The 15,423-nt window shown below is 39.9% G+C and carries 15 protein-coding genes; 14 read left to right on the top strand and 1 reads right to left on the bottom strand.

Translation table 11 applies throughout. From position 1 onward, the window contains the following. Positions 1–74 precede the first annotated feature (74 nt). The 14 genes from purF (at position 75) to purB (ending at position 15,009) form a co-directional block, all read left to right on the top strand. The gene (gene purF / locus ACESNQ_RS08235; RefSeq protein ID WP_373076101.1) at positions 75–1,517 is read left to right on the top strand and encodes an amidophosphoribosyltransferase; all 1,443 of its coding nucleotides are present in this window, start codon (positions 75–77) and stop codon (positions 1,515–1,517) included. 43 nt (positions 1,518–1,560) lie between these two features. Further along, complete coding sequence (gene purM / locus ACESNQ_RS08230; protein WP_373076099.1) at positions 1,561–2,583, top strand: phosphoribosylformylglycinamidine cyclo-ligase; 1,023 nt, start codon at positions 1,561–1,563, stop codon at positions 2,581–2,583. Next, positions 2,580–3,131 carry a phosphoribosylglycinamide formyltransferase gene (purN, locus tag ACESNQ_RS08225; RefSeq protein WP_373076097.1) on the top strand — a complete coding sequence of 184 codons (552 nt, stop codon included), beginning with the start codon at positions 2,580–2,582 and terminating at the stop codon, positions 3,129–3,131. Before purM ends, purN begins: the two co-directional genes overlap by 4 nt. A gap of 54 nt (positions 3,132–3,185) precedes the next feature. Continuing rightward, positions 3,186–3,890, top strand: coding sequence for a suppressor of fused domain protein (locus ACESNQ_RS08220; protein ID WP_373076095.1), 705 nt, complete (start codon positions 3,186–3,188; stop codon positions 3,888–3,890). 41 nt (positions 3,891–3,931) lie between these two features. Continuing rightward, positions 3,932–5,479, top strand: a complete 1,548-nt coding sequence (purH, locus tag ACESNQ_RS08215) for a bifunctional phosphoribosylaminoimidazolecarboxamide formyltransferase/IMP cyclohydrolase (RefSeq protein ID WP_373076093.1) — start codon at positions 3,932–3,934, stop codon at positions 5,477–5,479. Between the two features lie 125 nt (positions 5,480–5,604). Next, a complete protein-coding gene (locus ACESNQ_RS08210) occupies positions 5,605–7,077 on the top strand; it encodes an AAA family ATPase (RefSeq protein ID WP_373076091.1) in 1,473 nt (490 codons plus the stop codon). A gap of 16 nt (positions 7,078–7,093) precedes the next feature. Continuing rightward, positions 7,094–8,074 carry a DUF4435 domain-containing protein gene (locus ACESNQ_RS08205; protein WP_373076089.1) on the top strand — a complete coding sequence of 327 codons (981 nt, stop codon included), beginning with the start codon at positions 7,094–7,096 and terminating at the stop codon, positions 8,072–8,074. A gap of 184 nt (positions 8,075–8,258) precedes the next feature. After that, complete coding sequence (purD, locus tag ACESNQ_RS08200) at positions 8,259–9,521, top strand: phosphoribosylamine--glycine ligase (protein WP_373076087.1); 1,263 nt, start codon at positions 8,259–8,261, stop codon at positions 9,519–9,521. A 186-nt stretch (positions 9,522–9,707) separates the two neighbouring features. Further along, positions 9,708–10,199 carry a 5-(carboxyamino)imidazole ribonucleotide mutase gene (purE, locus tag ACESNQ_RS08195; RefSeq protein ID WP_373076085.1) on the top strand — a complete coding sequence of 164 codons (492 nt, stop codon included), beginning with the start codon at positions 9,708–9,710 and terminating at the stop codon, positions 10,197–10,199. Then, positions 10,186–11,259, top strand: a complete 1,074-nt coding sequence (gene purK / locus ACESNQ_RS08190; RefSeq protein WP_373076083.1) for a 5-(carboxyamino)imidazole ribonucleotide synthase — start codon at positions 10,186–10,188, stop codon at positions 11,257–11,259. The genes purE and purK overlap by 14 nt, the downstream gene beginning before the upstream one ends. 200 nt (positions 11,260–11,459) lie before the next feature. Further along, positions 11,460–12,374, top strand: coding sequence for a hypothetical protein (locus ACESNQ_RS08185; RefSeq protein WP_373076081.1), 915 nt, complete (start codon positions 11,460–11,462; stop codon positions 12,372–12,374). 108 nt (positions 12,375–12,482) lie between these two features. Next, positions 12,483–12,710, top strand: coding sequence for a phosphoribosylaminoimidazole carboxylase (locus ACESNQ_RS08180; protein ID WP_373076079.1), 228 nt, complete (start codon positions 12,483–12,485; stop codon positions 12,708–12,710). Between the two features lie 10 nt (positions 12,711–12,720). Continuing rightward, on the top strand, positions 12,721–13,683 hold the full coding sequence (locus tag ACESNQ_RS08175) for a hypothetical protein (protein ID WP_373076077.1): 963 nt from the start codon (positions 12,721–12,723) through the stop codon (positions 13,681–13,683). 27 nt (positions 13,684–13,710) lie between these two features. Beyond that, a complete protein-coding gene (gene purB / locus ACESNQ_RS08170; RefSeq protein WP_313790592.1) occupies positions 13,711–15,009 on the top strand; it encodes an adenylosuccinate lyase in 1,299 nt (432 codons plus the stop codon). A gap of 45 nt (positions 15,010–15,054) precedes the next feature. Here the strand turns inward: purB and ACESNQ_RS08165 are convergent. Further along, positions 15,055–15,423 (bottom strand): LPXTG cell wall anchor domain-containing protein (locus tag ACESNQ_RS08165; protein ID WP_373076075.1); only part of this gene is annotated, 369 nt, incomplete at its 5' end.

The raw sequence follows: 15,423 nt of genomic DNA, 5'->3' as shown, positions 1-15,423 counted from the left end.
AACGAGCTTCTGCCGTATCATTCTGCTCTAGTATCGTTAAGGAATGATACACAAATAAAAATTAGGTATATAAAATGACATACGAAGTAAAATCTCTTAATGAAGAATGTGGTGTTTTTGGTATCTGGGGCCACCCAGACGCTGCCAAATTGACCTATTTTGGACTCCATAGTCTTCAGCACCGTGGTCAGGAGGGGGCAGGAATCCTCTCCAATGACCAAGGGAAATTGAAGCGTCATCGTGATATGGGGCTTTTATCAGAAGTCTTCAAAAATCCTGCGAATTTGGATAAATTGACAGGAACTGGAGCTATTGGGCACGTGCGTTATGCGACTGCGGGAGAAGCTTCTGTAGACAATATCCAACCTTTCCTCTTCCGTTTTCACGATATGCAGTTTGGTTTGGCTCACAATGGGAATTTGACCAATGCAGAATCTCTCAAGCAAGAATTGGAACAAAGAGGGGCAATCTTTAGCTCGACTTCTGATTCAGAAATCTTGGCTCACTTGATTCGTCGTAGCCACAATCCAAACCTGATGGGCAAGATCAAGGAAGCGCTCAGTCTTGTTAAAGGTGGTTTTGCTTATCTCTTGATGTTTGAAGATAAGCTAATTGCAGCGCTTGATCCAAACGGCTTCCGTCCTCTGTCAATCGGGAAAATGGCCAATGGAGCAGTAGTCGTTTCCTCTGAAACCTGTGCCTTTGAAGTCATCGGTGCTGAGTGGATTCGCGACGTGAAACCAGGCGAGATTGTCATTATTGATGATAGTGGTATCCAGTATGACAGTTATACAAACGATACTCAGTTGGCGATTTGCTCTATGGAGTATATCTATTTTGCCCGTCCTGACTCCAATATCCATGGTGTCAATGTCCATACGGCTCGTAAGAGAATGGGAGCGCAATTGGCGCGTGAGTTCAAGCATGAAGCTGATATCGTAGTTGGGGTACCAAATTCCTCACTCAGCGCAGCTATGGGATTTGCGGAAGAATCAGGTTTGCCAAATGAAATGGGGCTCATCAAGAACCAATACACGCAAAGGACATTTATCCAACCGACTCAAGAATTGCGCGAGCAAGGAGTTCGTATGAAACTCTCTGCCGTTTCTGGTGTCGTGAAAGGCAAACGTGTGGTCATGATTGATGACTCAATTGTACGTGGAACAACATCTCGTCGCATTGTCCAACTCTTGAAAGAAGCGGGAGCGTCAGAAGTGCATGTTGCCATTGGTAGTCCTGCTCTTGCCTATCCATGTTTCTATGGAATTGATATCCAGACGCGTCAGGAGTTGATTGCTGCTAATCATACGGTTGAAGAGACCTGCCAAATCATTGGTGCAGATAGCCTGACCTATCTTTCGATTGATGGCTTGATTGATTCCATCGGGATTGAAACAGATGCGCCAAATGGTGGACTTTGCGTCGCTTACTTTGACGGCGACTACCCAACTCCTCTCTACGACTATGAAGAAGAATATCGAAGAAGCTTGGGTGACAAGACCAGTTTTTACAAATAGACGGATGAAGGTTCTCTATTAAAGGAAAGGAAGAGGAGACAAAATGACAAATAAAAATGCATATGCACAATCTGGTGTAGATGTTGAAGCGGGTTATGAGGTTGTTGAACGGATCAAAAAGCACGTGGCTCGTACGGAGCGTGCGGGTGTCATGGGAGCTCTAGGTGGCTTTGGTGGCATGTTTGACCTTTCAAAAACAGGTGTCAAAGAGCCGGTCTTGATTTCGGGGACTGACGGTGTTGGTACCAAGCTCATGTTGGCCATCAAGTATGACAAGCATGACACGATTGGGCAGGACTGTGTAGCCATGTGTGTCAATGATATCATCGCTGCAGGTGCGGAGCCCCTCTATTTCCTCGACTATGTGGCGACTGGTAAGAATGAACCAGCTAAACTAGAACAAGTCGTAGCTGGTGTAGCAGAAGGCTGTGTGCAGGCTGGTGCTGCCCTCATCGGTGGGGAAACAGCTGAAATGCCAGGTATGTATGGCGCAGATGACTATGACTTGGCTGGTTTTGCGGTCGGTGTGGCTGAAAAATCTCAAATCATCGACGGCTCAAAAGTGGCAGAAGGGGATGTTCTTCTCGGACTGGCTTCAAGTGGGATTCATTCAAATGGTTACTCACTCGTTCGTCGTGTCTTTGCGGACTACACAGGTGAGGAAATCCTGCCCGAATTGGAAGGAAAGCAACTCAAGGAAGTTCTTCTTGAGCCGACTCGTATCTATGTCAAGGCTGTTTTGCCACTCATCAAGGAAGGCTTGGTCAACGGTATTGCCCATATCACAGGTGGCGGCTTTATCGAGAATGTCCCTCGTATGTTTGCGGATGACCTGGCTGCTGAGATTGAGGAAAGCAAGGTTCCAGTCCTTCCGATTTTCAAAGCCCTTGAAAAATATGGTCAGATCAAACACGAGGAAATGTTTGAAATCTTCAACATGGGTGTAGGACTCATGTTGGCAGTCAGCCCTGAAAATGTAGGCCGTGTCAAAGAATTGTTGGATGAACCAGTCTATGAAATTGGTCGCATCGTCAAGAAAGAAAACGAAAGTGTCATCATAAAATGAAAAAAATAGCGGTTTTTGCCTCTGGTAATGGCTCAAATTTTCAGGTGATTGCTGAAGAATTTCCAGTGGAGTTTGTCTTTTCAGACCATCGTGACGCCTATGTGCTCGAACGTGCAGACAAGCTCGGCGTTCTGTCCTATACTTTTGAACTCAAGGAGTTTGAGAACAAGGCAGACTACGAAGCAGCCCTTGTTGAGCTCTTGGAAGAACACCAGATTGACTTGGTTTGCCTAGCAGGCTACATGAAAATCGTTGGGCCAATCTTGCTAGCAGCCTATGAAGGTCGGATCATCAATATCCATCCAGCCTACCTGCCAGAATTTCCAGGAGCTCATGGGATTGAGGATGCTTGGAATGCTGGGGTGGAGCAGTCTGGTGTGACTATTCACTGGGTGGACTCTGGAGTGGATACAGGTAAGGTTATCAAACAAGTCCGCGTACCACGGCTGGCTGATGATACCATCGAAAGCTTTGAAGCTCGGATTCATGAAGCGGAGTACAAGTTGTATCCAGAGGTGTTGGATAGCTTGGGAGTGGAGAGAAGATGAAAACGAAATCAGAGCTGATTTCATGACGGTCCAACATCAGATAAGGAGGATGTTATGGCTTTATTTGATTTTTTTAAGAAGAAATCTTCAGATGAAGAGACACCAATTGAAGATGAAGGCAAAGTTGTTGAAGCTGAAAGTACAGATGATAGCGCTCCAGGATGGGAAGCGATTGATGCAGAGTTTAATCGTTTATATCCGGATCAGCCTAATCCACTTCATTATGGGACAGTTATCAAGTATATGCTAGGCGGTCCAGATCCGCTTGATGGCATCAGTGTTTATGATGCGGGAGATTTTTGGCATTTTGTCAGCTATGGTCTGTCAGAATTATATACAAAAGAATGTGAAGATCCTGAATACAGTGGTTATGGGATAGAATTAACGTTTAAGTTAAAGAAATCAAATAATGACGAAGAAGAAATCAAAAATGGCTGTGGTTTACTACAGTATGTGGCAAGATATATTTTTCAAACAGGTAAAGTGGTTATGCCAGAAGAATACATTTATACCAAGCAAACAGTAGGAATTGATGCCCAGCAGAAATCTAGTCTGACAGGATTTTTGACTGCTGCTGATGATTTAGCTAAGCCTCTTGATACTCCGCATGGAAAAGTGGAATTTGTAACCCTGATTGGTGCGACAGATGCAGAACTGCGAAGTGTGTACGAAAGTGAAACTAGTAAGCTTGAGGTCATAAAACTGTTAGAAGAACTTGGAAATCAGGTTACAGACTATGATCGCCAATCTTTAGTGTAAATGATGGGAAAGCACCTCTTGATACAAAGAAAGGAACAAAAATGACTAAACGCGCCTTAATCAGCGTCTCAGATAAAGCGGGCATTGTTGAATTTGCCCAAGAACTTAAAAAACTTGGTTGGGACATCATCTCAACAGGTGGTACCAAAGTTGCCCTTGACAATGCTGGGGTAGACACTATCGCCATCGATGATGTGACTGGTTTCCCAGAAATGATGGACGGTCGTGTCAAGACCCTCCATCCAAATATCCATGGTGGTCTCCTCGCTCGTCGTGACTTGGATAGCCACTTGGAAGCGGCTAAAGACAACAAGATTGAGCTCATTGACCTTGTTGTGGTCAACCTTTATCCATTCAAGGAAACCATTCTTAAACCAGACGTGACTTACGCGGATGCCGTTGAAAACATAGATATCGGTGGTCCATCAATGCTTCGTTCAGCAGCGAAGAATCACGCCAGCGTAACAGTTGTAGTAGACCCTGCTGACTACGCTGTTGTTCTTGACGAATTGTCGGCAAACGGCGAAACCTCTTATGAAACTCGCCAACGTTTAGCAGCTAAGGTTTTCCGTCACACAGCGGCTTATGATGCCTTGATTGCAGAATACTTCACAGCTCAAGTGGGTGAAAGCAAACCTGAAAAACTCACTCTGACTTATGACCTTAAACAACCAATGCGTTACGGTGAAAACCCTCAACAAGACGCAGACTTCTACCAAAAAGCCTTGTCAACGGACTATTCGATTGCATCAGCGAAACAGCTTAACGGTAAGGAATTGTCCTTTAACAATATCCGCGATGCTGATGCTGCTATCCGTATTATCCGCGATTTCAAAGAACGTCCAACGGTTGTAGCTCTCAAACACATGAACCCGTGCGGTATCGGTCAAGCTGATGACATCGAAACAGCTTGGGATTACGCTTATGAGTCTGACCCAGTATCGATTTTCGGTGGGATCGTTGTTCTCAACCGTGAAGTAGATGCTGCGACAGCTGAGAAGATGCACGGCGTTTTCCTTGAAATCATCATCGCACCAAGCTATACGGATGAAGCGCTAGCCATTTTGACCAACAAAAAGAAAAATTTGCGCATTCTTGCCTTGCCATTTGACGCACAAGATGCTAGTGAAGTGGAAGCAGAATACACAGGTGTTGTCGGTGGACTCCTCGTTCAAAACCAAGACGTGATCAAAGAAAGCCCAGCTGACTGGCAAGTGGTAACCAAACGCCAACCAACTGAGACAGAAGCGACTGCTCTTGAGTTTGCTTGGAAAGCTATCAAGTATGTCAAATCAAATGGAATCATCGTGACTAATGATCACATGACACTTGGTGTCGGTCCTGGTCAAACCAACCGTGTGGCTTCCGTCCGTATCGCCATTGATCAAGCTAAAGACCGCCTTGACGGTGCCGTTCTTGCTTCGGATGCCTTCTTCCCATTTGCGGATAACGTGGAAGAAATCGCTAAAGCAGGTATCAAGGCCATCATTCAACCAGGTGGGTCAGTACGTGACCAAGAGTCTATCGAGGCTGCTGATAAATATGGCTTGACTATGGTCTTCACAGGCGTGAGACATTTTAGACATTAAGATTTCAAAGGTATCAGGGTAAAGTAGAACAATTTAAATTGAGTATAATAATATTTGCAGTAAGCAAGCTGAAAGGCTTGCTTTTTGGTATAATGTAATAAATAAAACTATCAAGGAGTATATGTATGCCTTTAATTGAAAAATTTAAAATTAATAATCTCCATAATTATTATGATGTTGAGTTGAATTTTAAAAATGATAAAACTGTTTATATTGGTGAAAATGGTGTTGGTAAGACCACTATTCTTTCGATGCTGTATTATTTGCTTGATCTAAACTATGAAAGATTATCAAAATATATTTTTGAGAGTCTTGAAATTAAATTCGAAGGGAAAAAAAGTGTAAGAATAACCAAAAGTGATATTACACAGATAAATTCAGTAATCAGAAGTCGCAAGGGAAGATATCCAAAATATGTAGTTGATGAATTAATTAATAAAATTGAACAAGACGAAAATTTGATGAATGAACTATTGAAACTAGAGAGTTCGACAGATTTTATATATAATTTCGAAGTACGAAAATTATATGAAAACTATTCATTATTACGTAATTATCCTCAACCTCTTATTCAAGACGTCATGGTGGAGGTTATAGAGAGAATTAATCCTGCAGAGTATATGGAACTAATAGGTTATATAGAGGAATTAAAAAATAAGTATAAAATTTTATACTTCCCAACTTATAGAAGGATTGAGGAAGATTTAGTCAAACTAAAGACAGAGTCTGAAAATGTAGGTCCTGGAGGAAGAACGATTAATAGTAAATCCAGTGGGGAATTAATCCATTTCGGTATGGAGGATGTTAAACAGAGGATAGATGAACTATTAAATAAGATTAGTAAAGAAACCAACGAACGTTATAATAACATGACTAGTGGTTTATTAAATACTTTCTCTAATGGAGAAAATATTAAACTTTCTGGTGAAAATTTTGATCCTGAAGAAGTAAATATTGCTCTTTCTAGATTAGGGGATAAAATAACTAAAGAAACTAAATCTATAATTTTAAGTAAGATAAATAAGGGAGAATTGCACAAAGATAAATATCTTGACTATCTAGTTTCAAGTATTCTTAAAAATTACAAAACTTTGGCGGTCATTGATAGTAGAATTAATGATTTTAATAAAAGAGTAAATAAATATCTGTTTAGGAAAAAATTTTATTACAATCCACAGTCGTTAAGGTTAGATATAAAAAGGACTGATAGTAAAGGGGAAACTATATTTAAGAATAATCAGTATGGGGAAAAAGTTGAAGATATTATTAATTTAAGTAATCTTTCATCAGGAGAAAAACAATTAATTTCCACCTTTTCTAAGATATTTTTAGAAGATGAAAAAGAACTTATTATTTTATTTGATGAACCTGAGTTATCTTTATCCGTTCCATGGCAAGAGGAATTTATTTATGATATTTCTCAAGCAAGTAAGTGTAAGTTTTTATTAACAGTAACTCATTCTCCATTCATATATAGAAATCTCCTACCTTATGCGGAAGAGATTGATAAGTGTATTAAGGAAACTTCGCAAAATAGAGATAATAAATTTACATATTTCTTTTTAGATGACGATAATGATGGTGAATTGCCTTTTTAAATAAGGGGGAGATAATTTGAAATCAGTAACAATAGAAAATCATCTGGAAAGTTTGACAGAATCCTCCGTTGTTTGGGAAAGGTATACGAGAGATGCTAAGACTAATCCTAATAGATATTTTGTGTTTTATGAAGGAAAAGATAGGCAATATTACGATTGTCGAATACGAAATTTTATTAAAAATTACAACGCATATGAGGTTGGTGGCAAGAGTAAAGTGTTGCAATTAGTTGATAAATTTACTCATGAGGAGGGATATAAATTAAAGAATAAATTATTTTTTATAGATAAAGACTATGAAAAACACCGGCTAGATTCGGATGTATATATGACTCCAAAATACGCAGTTGAAAACTTTTACGTCAGCCATACAGCAATCGAGAGAATACTGAAAACACATTTTGGGATAAATGAAGATGATCCAGAGTTTAGCATGGTATTAGATTTTTTTAATGAAAGATATAAAGAATTTATTCAACATTTGACGGATATGAATCTATGGGCTATTTGTTGTCAATTAAATGGGGTCAAAATAGACTTTGATTTCTTGGGGTTAAAAAATAAAGCAGATAAAATAGTTGAAATCAAGCATAAAAAAAAGATAAAATTATTAGTGGAAGATATAAGTTTTAATTTTTTTGAAAGTATGTATGAGAAAATGCTAAGTGAGAAAATTAAAAAAGGTAGTGAAAAGAATGGCAGAGATTATGTCTCGGAGTTATCTATTTATAGAGATAGACGAGAACACATACGCTACACTTTCGAAAATGATATAGAGGAATACCGTGTTCACATAGAGGATTATTCTAGAGGGAAACAGTTGTTATGGTTTTTAAAAGAGTTTATATTATCTGTAGAGAATAAAAGAGGAGGTATTCTGCAAAGACAATTTTTTATTGAAGATAGAAATATAATGACAGTGTTTACTAATTGTGCAGATACGCCTGAGTGCTTGAATGACTACTTGAAACGAAAATGTTGTTTGACATTCAACTAGTCTTTATTATATGTGGAAATTATATAAGATTAGTTGAAACTTTGAGTAAATTTTTAGACATTAAGAAACAAAAGGAAAGAAAACAGTTTCTTTCCTTTTTTGCGTAAAAATGCGGAGAAAAACAAGATTATAACGAACGTTTATGGTATAATGATAGTAAATAATTCGCAAAAGAGGTTGTAAGATGAAGCTGTTAGTTGTCGGCTCGGGTGGTCGTGAACATGCCATTGCTAAGAAGTTGCTTGAGTCAAAAGACGTTGAAAAAGTCTTTGTAGCTCCTGGAAATGACGGGATGACTCTGGATGGTCTGGAGTTGGTAAATGTCTCTATTTCCGAACATTCTAAATTGATTGAGTTTGCAAAAGCCAACGATATTGCTTGGTCCTTCATTGGTCCAGATGACGCTCTTGCTGCTGGAATCGTGGATGATTTCAATGCAGCTGGTCTCAAAGCCTTTGGTCCGACAAGATTGGCAGCGGAGTTGGAGTGGTCCAAGGATTTCGCTAAGGAAATCATGGTTAAATACGATGTTCCGACAGCAGCCTATGGGACCTTCTCAGATTTCGAGGAAGCCAAGGCCTATATCGAAGAAAAAGGTGCTCCAATCGTAGTCAAGGCAGACGGTTTGGCCCTTGGGAAAGGTGTTGTCGTTGCGGAGACAGTCGAGCAAGCAGTCGAAGCCGCTCACGAGATGCTTTTGGACAATAAATTCGGGGACTCAGGTGCGCGTGTGGTTATTGAGGAGTTTCTTGCAGGAGAGGAATTTTCACTCTTTGCCTTTGTCAATGGGGACAAGTTCTACATCATGCCAACAGCTCAGGACCATAAACGAGCCTATGATGGCGACAAGGGGCCTAACACTGGTGGTATGGGTGCTTATGCGCCAGTTCCACACTTGCCACAGAGTGTAGTTGATACAGCGGTTGAGACTATTGTCAAGCCAGTTCTTGAGGGCATGATTCAGGAAGGCCGTCCTTATCTGGGAGTTCTTTACGCAGGGCTTATCTTGACAGCTGATGGACCTAAGGTTATCGAGTTTAACGCTCGCTTCGGAGATCCTGAAACTCAGATTATCCTACCTCGTTTGACATCTGATTTTGCGCAAAATATCACGGACATCCTCGATGGCAAGGAGCCAGCTATTACTTGGACGGATAAGGGTGTGACACTAGGTGTGGTTGTAGCATCAAACGGCTACCCACTCGCTTATGAGAAAGGTGTCAAGCTTCCTACCAAGACAGAAGGCGACATCATCACTTACTATGCTGGTGCTAAATTCTCTGAAAACGATCAAGATCTCCTCTCAAACGGAGGACGTGTTTACATGTTGGTCACAACAGCAGACACCGTCAAAGACGGCCAAAACATTATCTACAACCAACTTAACAAACAAAATACAGAAGGCCTCTTTTACCGAACAGATATCGGTAGCAAGGCAATTAGATAAAGATATAAGAAAAAGCGACGCAGTCGCCAAACCCGATAATGGTCGCCGTGGTGAAAAGACCAGAACAGTATCTGTTCTGATCTAGGGAAAATTTGAGACCTTAGGCTCAAATTTTAGGAATGAAACCGAAGGTTTGCTTCCGTCCCCACCACCTAAGACCATTATCAAAAAAGAAAAGGAAAAATTATGACTAAACCAGTAATTTCCATTATCATGGGCTCAAAATCCGACTGGGCAACCATGCAAAAAACAGTAGAAGTCCTAGACCGTTTCGGTGTAGCCTACGAAAAGAAAGTTGTTTCCGCTCACCGGACACCGGACCTTATGTTCAAACATGCGGAGGAAGCCCGTAGCCGTGGCATCAAGGTTATCATCGCAGGTGCGGGTGGCGCTGCGCACTTACCAGGGATGGTTGCTGCTAAAACAACTCTTCCAGTTATTGGGGTACCCGTCAAATCACGTGCTCTTAGCGGTATAGATTCTCTTTATTCTATCGTTCAGATGCCGGGTGGAGTACCAGTCGCAACTATGGCTATCGGTGAAGCAGGTGCGGCTAACGCTGCCCTCTTTGCCCTCCGTCTCTTGTCAGTAGAGGATCAGGCTATCGCGACAGCTTTGGCAGATTATGCAGAAGAACAAGGAAAAATCGCAGAGGAGTCAACAAATGAGCTCATCTAAAACAATCGGAATTATCGGTGGCGGTCAGCTGGGTCAGATGATGGCCATTTCTGCTATCTACATGGGGCACAAGGTTATCGCGCTGGATCCTGCGGCGGATTGCCCAGCTTCTCGCGTGGCGGAAATCATCGTGGCGCCTTATAATGATGTGGATGCCCTTCGTCAGTTGGCAGAGCGTTGCGATGTTCTCACTTATGAGTTTGAAAATGTCGATGCCGACGGACTAGATGCTGTCATTAAGGATGGACAACTCCCTCAAGGGACAGATCTGCTTCGCATTTCCCAAAACCGGATTTTTGAAAAGGACTTTTTGTCAAACAAGGCTCAAGTCACTGTGGCACCTTACAAGGTCGTGACTTCTAGCAAAGACTTGGCAGATATTGACCTCTCTAAAAACTATGTCCTCAAGACTGCGACCGGTGGTTACGATGGCCATGGGCAAAAGGTCATTCGTGCAGAAGAAGACTTGGAAGAAGCCTATGCACTGGCTGATTCTGCAGACTGTGTTTTGGAGGAATTTGTCAATTTTGACCTTGAAATTTCTGTTATCGTCTCAGGAAATGGCAAGGATGTGACAGTTTTCCCAGTTCAGGAAAATATCCACCGCAACAATATCCTGTCTAAGACCATCGTGCCAGCCCGCATTTCAGAAAGTCTAGCAGTCAAGGCCAAAGCCATGGCAGTGAGAATCGCTGAGCAACTCCACTTGTCTGGAACTCTCTGCGTGGAAATGTTTGCAACAGCTGATGACATCATCGTCAATGAAATTGCCCCACGTCCACATAACTCAGGGCACTACTCTATTGAAGCCTGCGACTTCTCCCAGTTTGATACCCATATTTTAGGTGTTCTGGGAGCACCATTGCCAGCTATCCAACTACATGCCCCAGCTGTCATGCTTAATGTTCTCGGCCAGCATGTCGAGGCTGCTGAAACATATGTGACAGAAAATCCAAGCGCCCACCTTCACATGTATGGTAAAATAGAAGCGAAGCACAACCGCAAGATGGGACATGTGACTTTGTTTAGTGATGCGCCGGATGAGGTTGGAGATTTTTAAAAATTCAAGTTCTTAATAAAGATTCAAATGCATGTTTACATCAGTTATTAAATAGACTCCTAAAATTGATATTGAAAATAGAATGTTTAATAATCAATATAGGCATGTAACAAATTAATATAAGCTTAATTTTCTAGTATAAACAAATATAATTTATGAATTATCAATATGCGGGATTTAGAAAGGATATTTAATGCAGTATGGTTATAATTAAAGATTCAAAATTTAAAAAAGTAGACTTAGATATAGATTTTACTGATGTTGATTTTAGAACAATTGATCCAAAATGTATGTCAGGTTACCAATTGGAAGTCGTTGAAGAAGAGATTCTAAAAAAGTTCAAATTGTTTATTAGTAATGTTAATTCTAGCGATTCATTTTTTACTTATTATAGAGGTACTCGATTAAAGCATATTTATCCAGATGTAAGCTATATTTTAGAAAACGGATTGAATAAATTCTTTATTGTTGGGGACAAAGGAGTTGATTTTATTAAAAATCAACTTGGGGATAGTCAAAATCAAATACTCTCAGAACAATTTAGTAATGAGGAGTACTTATTGAATGAAATTAAAACAAAAATAAATATTGATGAGTTCTTTTTACCCTCAGATAAAAAGATGAGGTTGAGGTTATTGCAAGCAATTGTTCATAATTGTGGGAAAGAAACTTTCTTTGATTTTAAATCTTATGTTTCCCATTATGTTTCAACTACAGTTGGAACTGGGAATTATAATATTGCAAAAAGCTTTATTGATAACGAAGGTTTTATTATTTTTGGATTTGAAAAAATTGGTAAATATTTTGTTAACTCGAAGGAGTTACAATTACTATTGACTCAATCAGAAGAACATCAATATATCATTGATGTTGAGCAAGAAATTATGATTGAGAATGTTTTGTGGCCTTCAAATATTTTTGGATTATTTTATATACATAATGATAAAAAGATGTTTATCATTAATCCTTGGTTGGTCGTGAAATTGCAACAAAGTGAAACTATGGAGATTGTTGCCAATGATTCTTTTGATCCTTTAATTTATGTAGATCAAAGAGATTTTGACAACCTTTATAAGGAATTAGGATATGGAGAATATATATTTAGGCCATATTGAGAAATAGATAATTAACTGAACTGATGCTAATTTTAGTTTAAAAAGAAAGGCACATGGCTACTTGTATTTTCTAAAACGAAATACAGTATTCGGATTTTATCAATTACTATGATTCAAATCATCGTTAATGCTTTTGTTGAAAAGGATAAGACTGGAGCAGTCGTTGAAGTCTTGTATGCTAGTAGTGATCACGAAAAGGTAAAGGATAAATATGAAGAGCTAATTGCTCAATATTCTGAAAACTATTTAGCAATCTATGATCTACCGTTGGATACGGATTTGAATACACTAGATCACTATCCGTCTGTTTGGATTGGAAATGAGGAATTTGAGTAAGGAGGAAGATTTGGACGATACTATTTTTGATGGCGATTTTTTTCATTATAGTGTAGTACTCAATACAGAGTTTATGACAGCAGCTGATTTTCTTTTTGATGGGTTAGAGAGTATGATTTACGTTACTTACTTCCAGTCTTATTCAGAATCGAAAATATTTAAAGCATATTATCAAATAGCTGTTGGTATTGAAAGAATTCAAAAAATAATATTAAATTTAGCATATAATAAGTTGGAAGGGAATAAGAAGCAGGAATTTAGTTCTCAAATCGATAAAGCTTTCAAAGGCCATAATCATGAGCAGTTGAACAATCTTTTGATTCAGTACATGGAAGTTAAAACAAAATTACAAAAACAGGAAAATAGGTTTTTAAGTCAGTTGATGGAGTTTTATTCAACTCATCGATATAGTAAATTTAAAAAAGACACTGAGCTTACTTCTTTATTTAAATTTCATACAGGCGAAAGTTTTCAAATGAACACGGAAAAATTTCATTATCGATTGAATGAGATTTTTGATTCAGTTGAAAAAATACTATCATTTTATTTTGATATTTTGGAAATTATACAATCAAAAGTACGAAATTATTTAGGTGAAACTGGTACGGATACAAAGTTATTCGTAATTTACAATTATTCAAATGTACTGAAAAGTTTTTTTAAATTATTTATTTTAGCTAAATTAGAATATAGAAATAGAACTTCAGATTTCTGTCCACGTTATGCACCTGCGGAGAAATCTTTGTCAAATATTGATGTTTATTTTGGTGGAAACGGTGCTAATGTAATATATGGGTTGTTTGATTGCTATTACAGAAATGTTGAGTCTCGAGATTGGCAAGATTTTGATTCTCCGCTTCCTTACAGAAATGGAGATAACAAGAAATTAAAATCTCAATTAAATGAATTAGCTAAGATAATAGCTTATTATGAACGCAGAAATCCAGATATAAATAAATTTTGGGGAGAATAATCCCATAGAATGAAGAAAGGAAATAACATGATCGAACGTTATTCTCGCCCTGAGATGGCGAATATTTGGAGTGAAGAAAATAAATACCGTGCTTGGCTTGAGGTGGAAATCTTGGCTGACGAGGCATGGGCTGAGTTGGGAGAAATCCCTAAGGAAGATGTGGCTTTGATTCGTGAAAAAGCGGACTTTGACATCGACCGTATTTTGGAAATCGAGCAGCAAACTCGTCACGATGTGGTTGCCTTCACACGTGCAGTTTCTGAGACTCTTGGTGAAGAGCGTAAGTGGGTTCACTATGGTTTGACATCTACTGACGTGGTAGATACGGCCTACGGTTACCTCTACAAACAAGCCAACGATATCATCCGTCGTGACCTTGAAAACTTCCTCAACATCATCGCTGACAAGGCCAAGGAGCACAAGTTCACCATCATGATGGGTCGTACCCACGGTGTGCACGCGGAGCCGACAACTTTTGGTCTTAAATTGGCAACTTGGTATAGCGAAATGAAACGCAACATCGAGCGTTTCGAGCATGCAGCTGCTGGTGTGGAAGCTGGTAAGATTTCTGGTGCGGTTGGGAACTTTGCCAACATTCCACCATTTGTAGAGCAATATGTCTGCGACAAATTGGGTATTCGTGCTCAAGAAATCTCTACACAGGTCCTTCCTCGTGACCTTCATGCTGAGTACTTTGCAGTTCTTGCTAGCATCGCAACTTCGATCGAGCGTATGGCGACTGAGATTCGTGGTTTGCAGAAGTCTGAGCAACGTGAAGTGGAAGAGTTCTTTGCTAAGGGGCAAAAAGGGTCTTCAGCAATGCCTCACAAACGTAACCCTATCGGTTCTGAAAACATGACAGGTCTTGCGCGTGTTATCCGTGGCCACATGGTCACAGCTTATGAGAACGTCGCTCTCTGGCACGAACGTGATATCTCTCACTCATCAGCTGAGCGCATCATCACACCAGATACGACTATTCTGATCGACTACATGCTCAACCGTTTTGGAAATATCGTCAAGAACTTGACGGTCTTCCCAGAAAACATGATTCGCAACATGAATTCTACGTTTGGTCTTATCTTTAGCCAACGTGCCATGTTGACCTTGATTGAAAAAGGTATGACGCGTGAGCAAGCTTATGACCTTGTTCAACCGAAGACGGCCCAATCATGGGATAATCAAGTAGACTTCAAACCACTTCTTGAAGCAGATCCAGAGGTAACATCACGTTTGACTCAAGAAGAAATCGATGAAATCTTCAACCCAACTTACTACACCAAACGAGTGGATGAAATTTTCGAACGCATCGGTTTGGGCGACTAATCATAAAATAAAAAAGCGAGATTGAATCTCGCTTTTTATTTGTGCTTAATCTTTTTTCTTGCTAAGTCCATATGCTGTAAGTGCAGCCATCAAACCTGTAGCAATCAACCATTCTGAACCTTGGCTTCCTGTCTCAGGAAGTTTATTTTCTTTTGCTACAGGAGCTGGGGCTTGATGAAGAGCTTTGTTTTCCTCGGCAGGAACAGTTGCTGGAGCTGGTTTACTTGGAATCTCTAATTTCGGTTTTTCTTCTGCAATAGGAGCCGGTATATTTGGAATCTCTAGTGCTGGTTTTTCTTCCGCAACAGGAGCTAGACCTTTTTCATCTCCCACATGTGTTACAGGAGTCCCAACTTCGATGATTTGAGTAACTGGTTCTTGAGCAACAACGCTAGTCACCAATGTTTTCACTTC

The sequence above is a fragment of the Streptococcus infantis genome (assembly GCF_964243025.1).
Lineage (GTDB): Bacteria > Bacillota > Bacilli > Lactobacillales > Streptococcaceae > Streptococcus > Streptococcus infantis_N.
Note: the sequence above shows the minus strand (reverse complement) of the source record. Positions and strands in the feature narration are given on the sequence as shown.

What these genes read in the sequence shown, in the direction of transcription:
- ACESNQ_RS08220 (WP_373076095.1), top strand. Translation starts at nt 3,186, where the DNA reads ATGGCTTTATTTGATTTTTTTAAGAAGAAATCTTCAGATGAAGAGACA.
- purN (WP_373076097.1), top strand. Translation starts at nt 2,580, where the DNA reads ATGAAAAAAATAGCGGTTTTTGCCTCTGGTAATGGCTCAAATTTTCAG.
- ACESNQ_RS08185 (WP_373076081.1), top strand. Translation starts at nt 11,460, where the DNA reads ATGGTTATAATTAAAGATTCAAAATTTAAAAAAGTAGACTTAGATATA.
- ACESNQ_RS08180 (WP_373076079.1), top strand. Translation starts at nt 12,483, where the DNA reads ATGATTCAAATCATCGTTAATGCTTTTGTTGAAAAGGATAAGACTGGA.
- purD (WP_373076087.1), top strand. Translation starts at nt 8,259, where the DNA reads ATGAAGCTGTTAGTTGTCGGCTCGGGTGGTCGTGAACATGCCATTGCT.
- ACESNQ_RS08210 (WP_373076091.1), top strand. Translation starts at nt 5,605, where the DNA reads ATGCCTTTAATTGAAAAATTTAAAATTAATAATCTCCATAATTATTAT.
- purB (WP_313790592.1), top strand. Translation starts at nt 13,711, where the DNA reads ATGATCGAACGTTATTCTCGCCCTGAGATGGCGAATATTTGGAGTGAA.
- purF (WP_373076101.1), top strand. Translation starts at nt 75, where the DNA reads ATGACATACGAAGTAAAATCTCTTAATGAAGAATGTGGTGTTTTTGGT.
- purE (WP_373076085.1), top strand. Translation starts at nt 9,708, where the DNA reads ATGACTAAACCAGTAATTTCCATTATCATGGGCTCAAAATCCGACTGG.
- purM (WP_373076099.1), top strand. Translation starts at nt 1,561, where the DNA reads ATGACAAATAAAAATGCATATGCACAATCTGGTGTAGATGTTGAAGCG.
- purK (WP_373076083.1), top strand. Translation starts at nt 10,186, where the DNA reads ATGAGCTCATCTAAAACAATCGGAATTATCGGTGGCGGTCAGCTGGGT.
- purH (WP_373076093.1), top strand. Translation starts at nt 3,932, where the DNA reads ATGACTAAACGCGCCTTAATCAGCGTCTCAGATAAAGCGGGCATTGTT.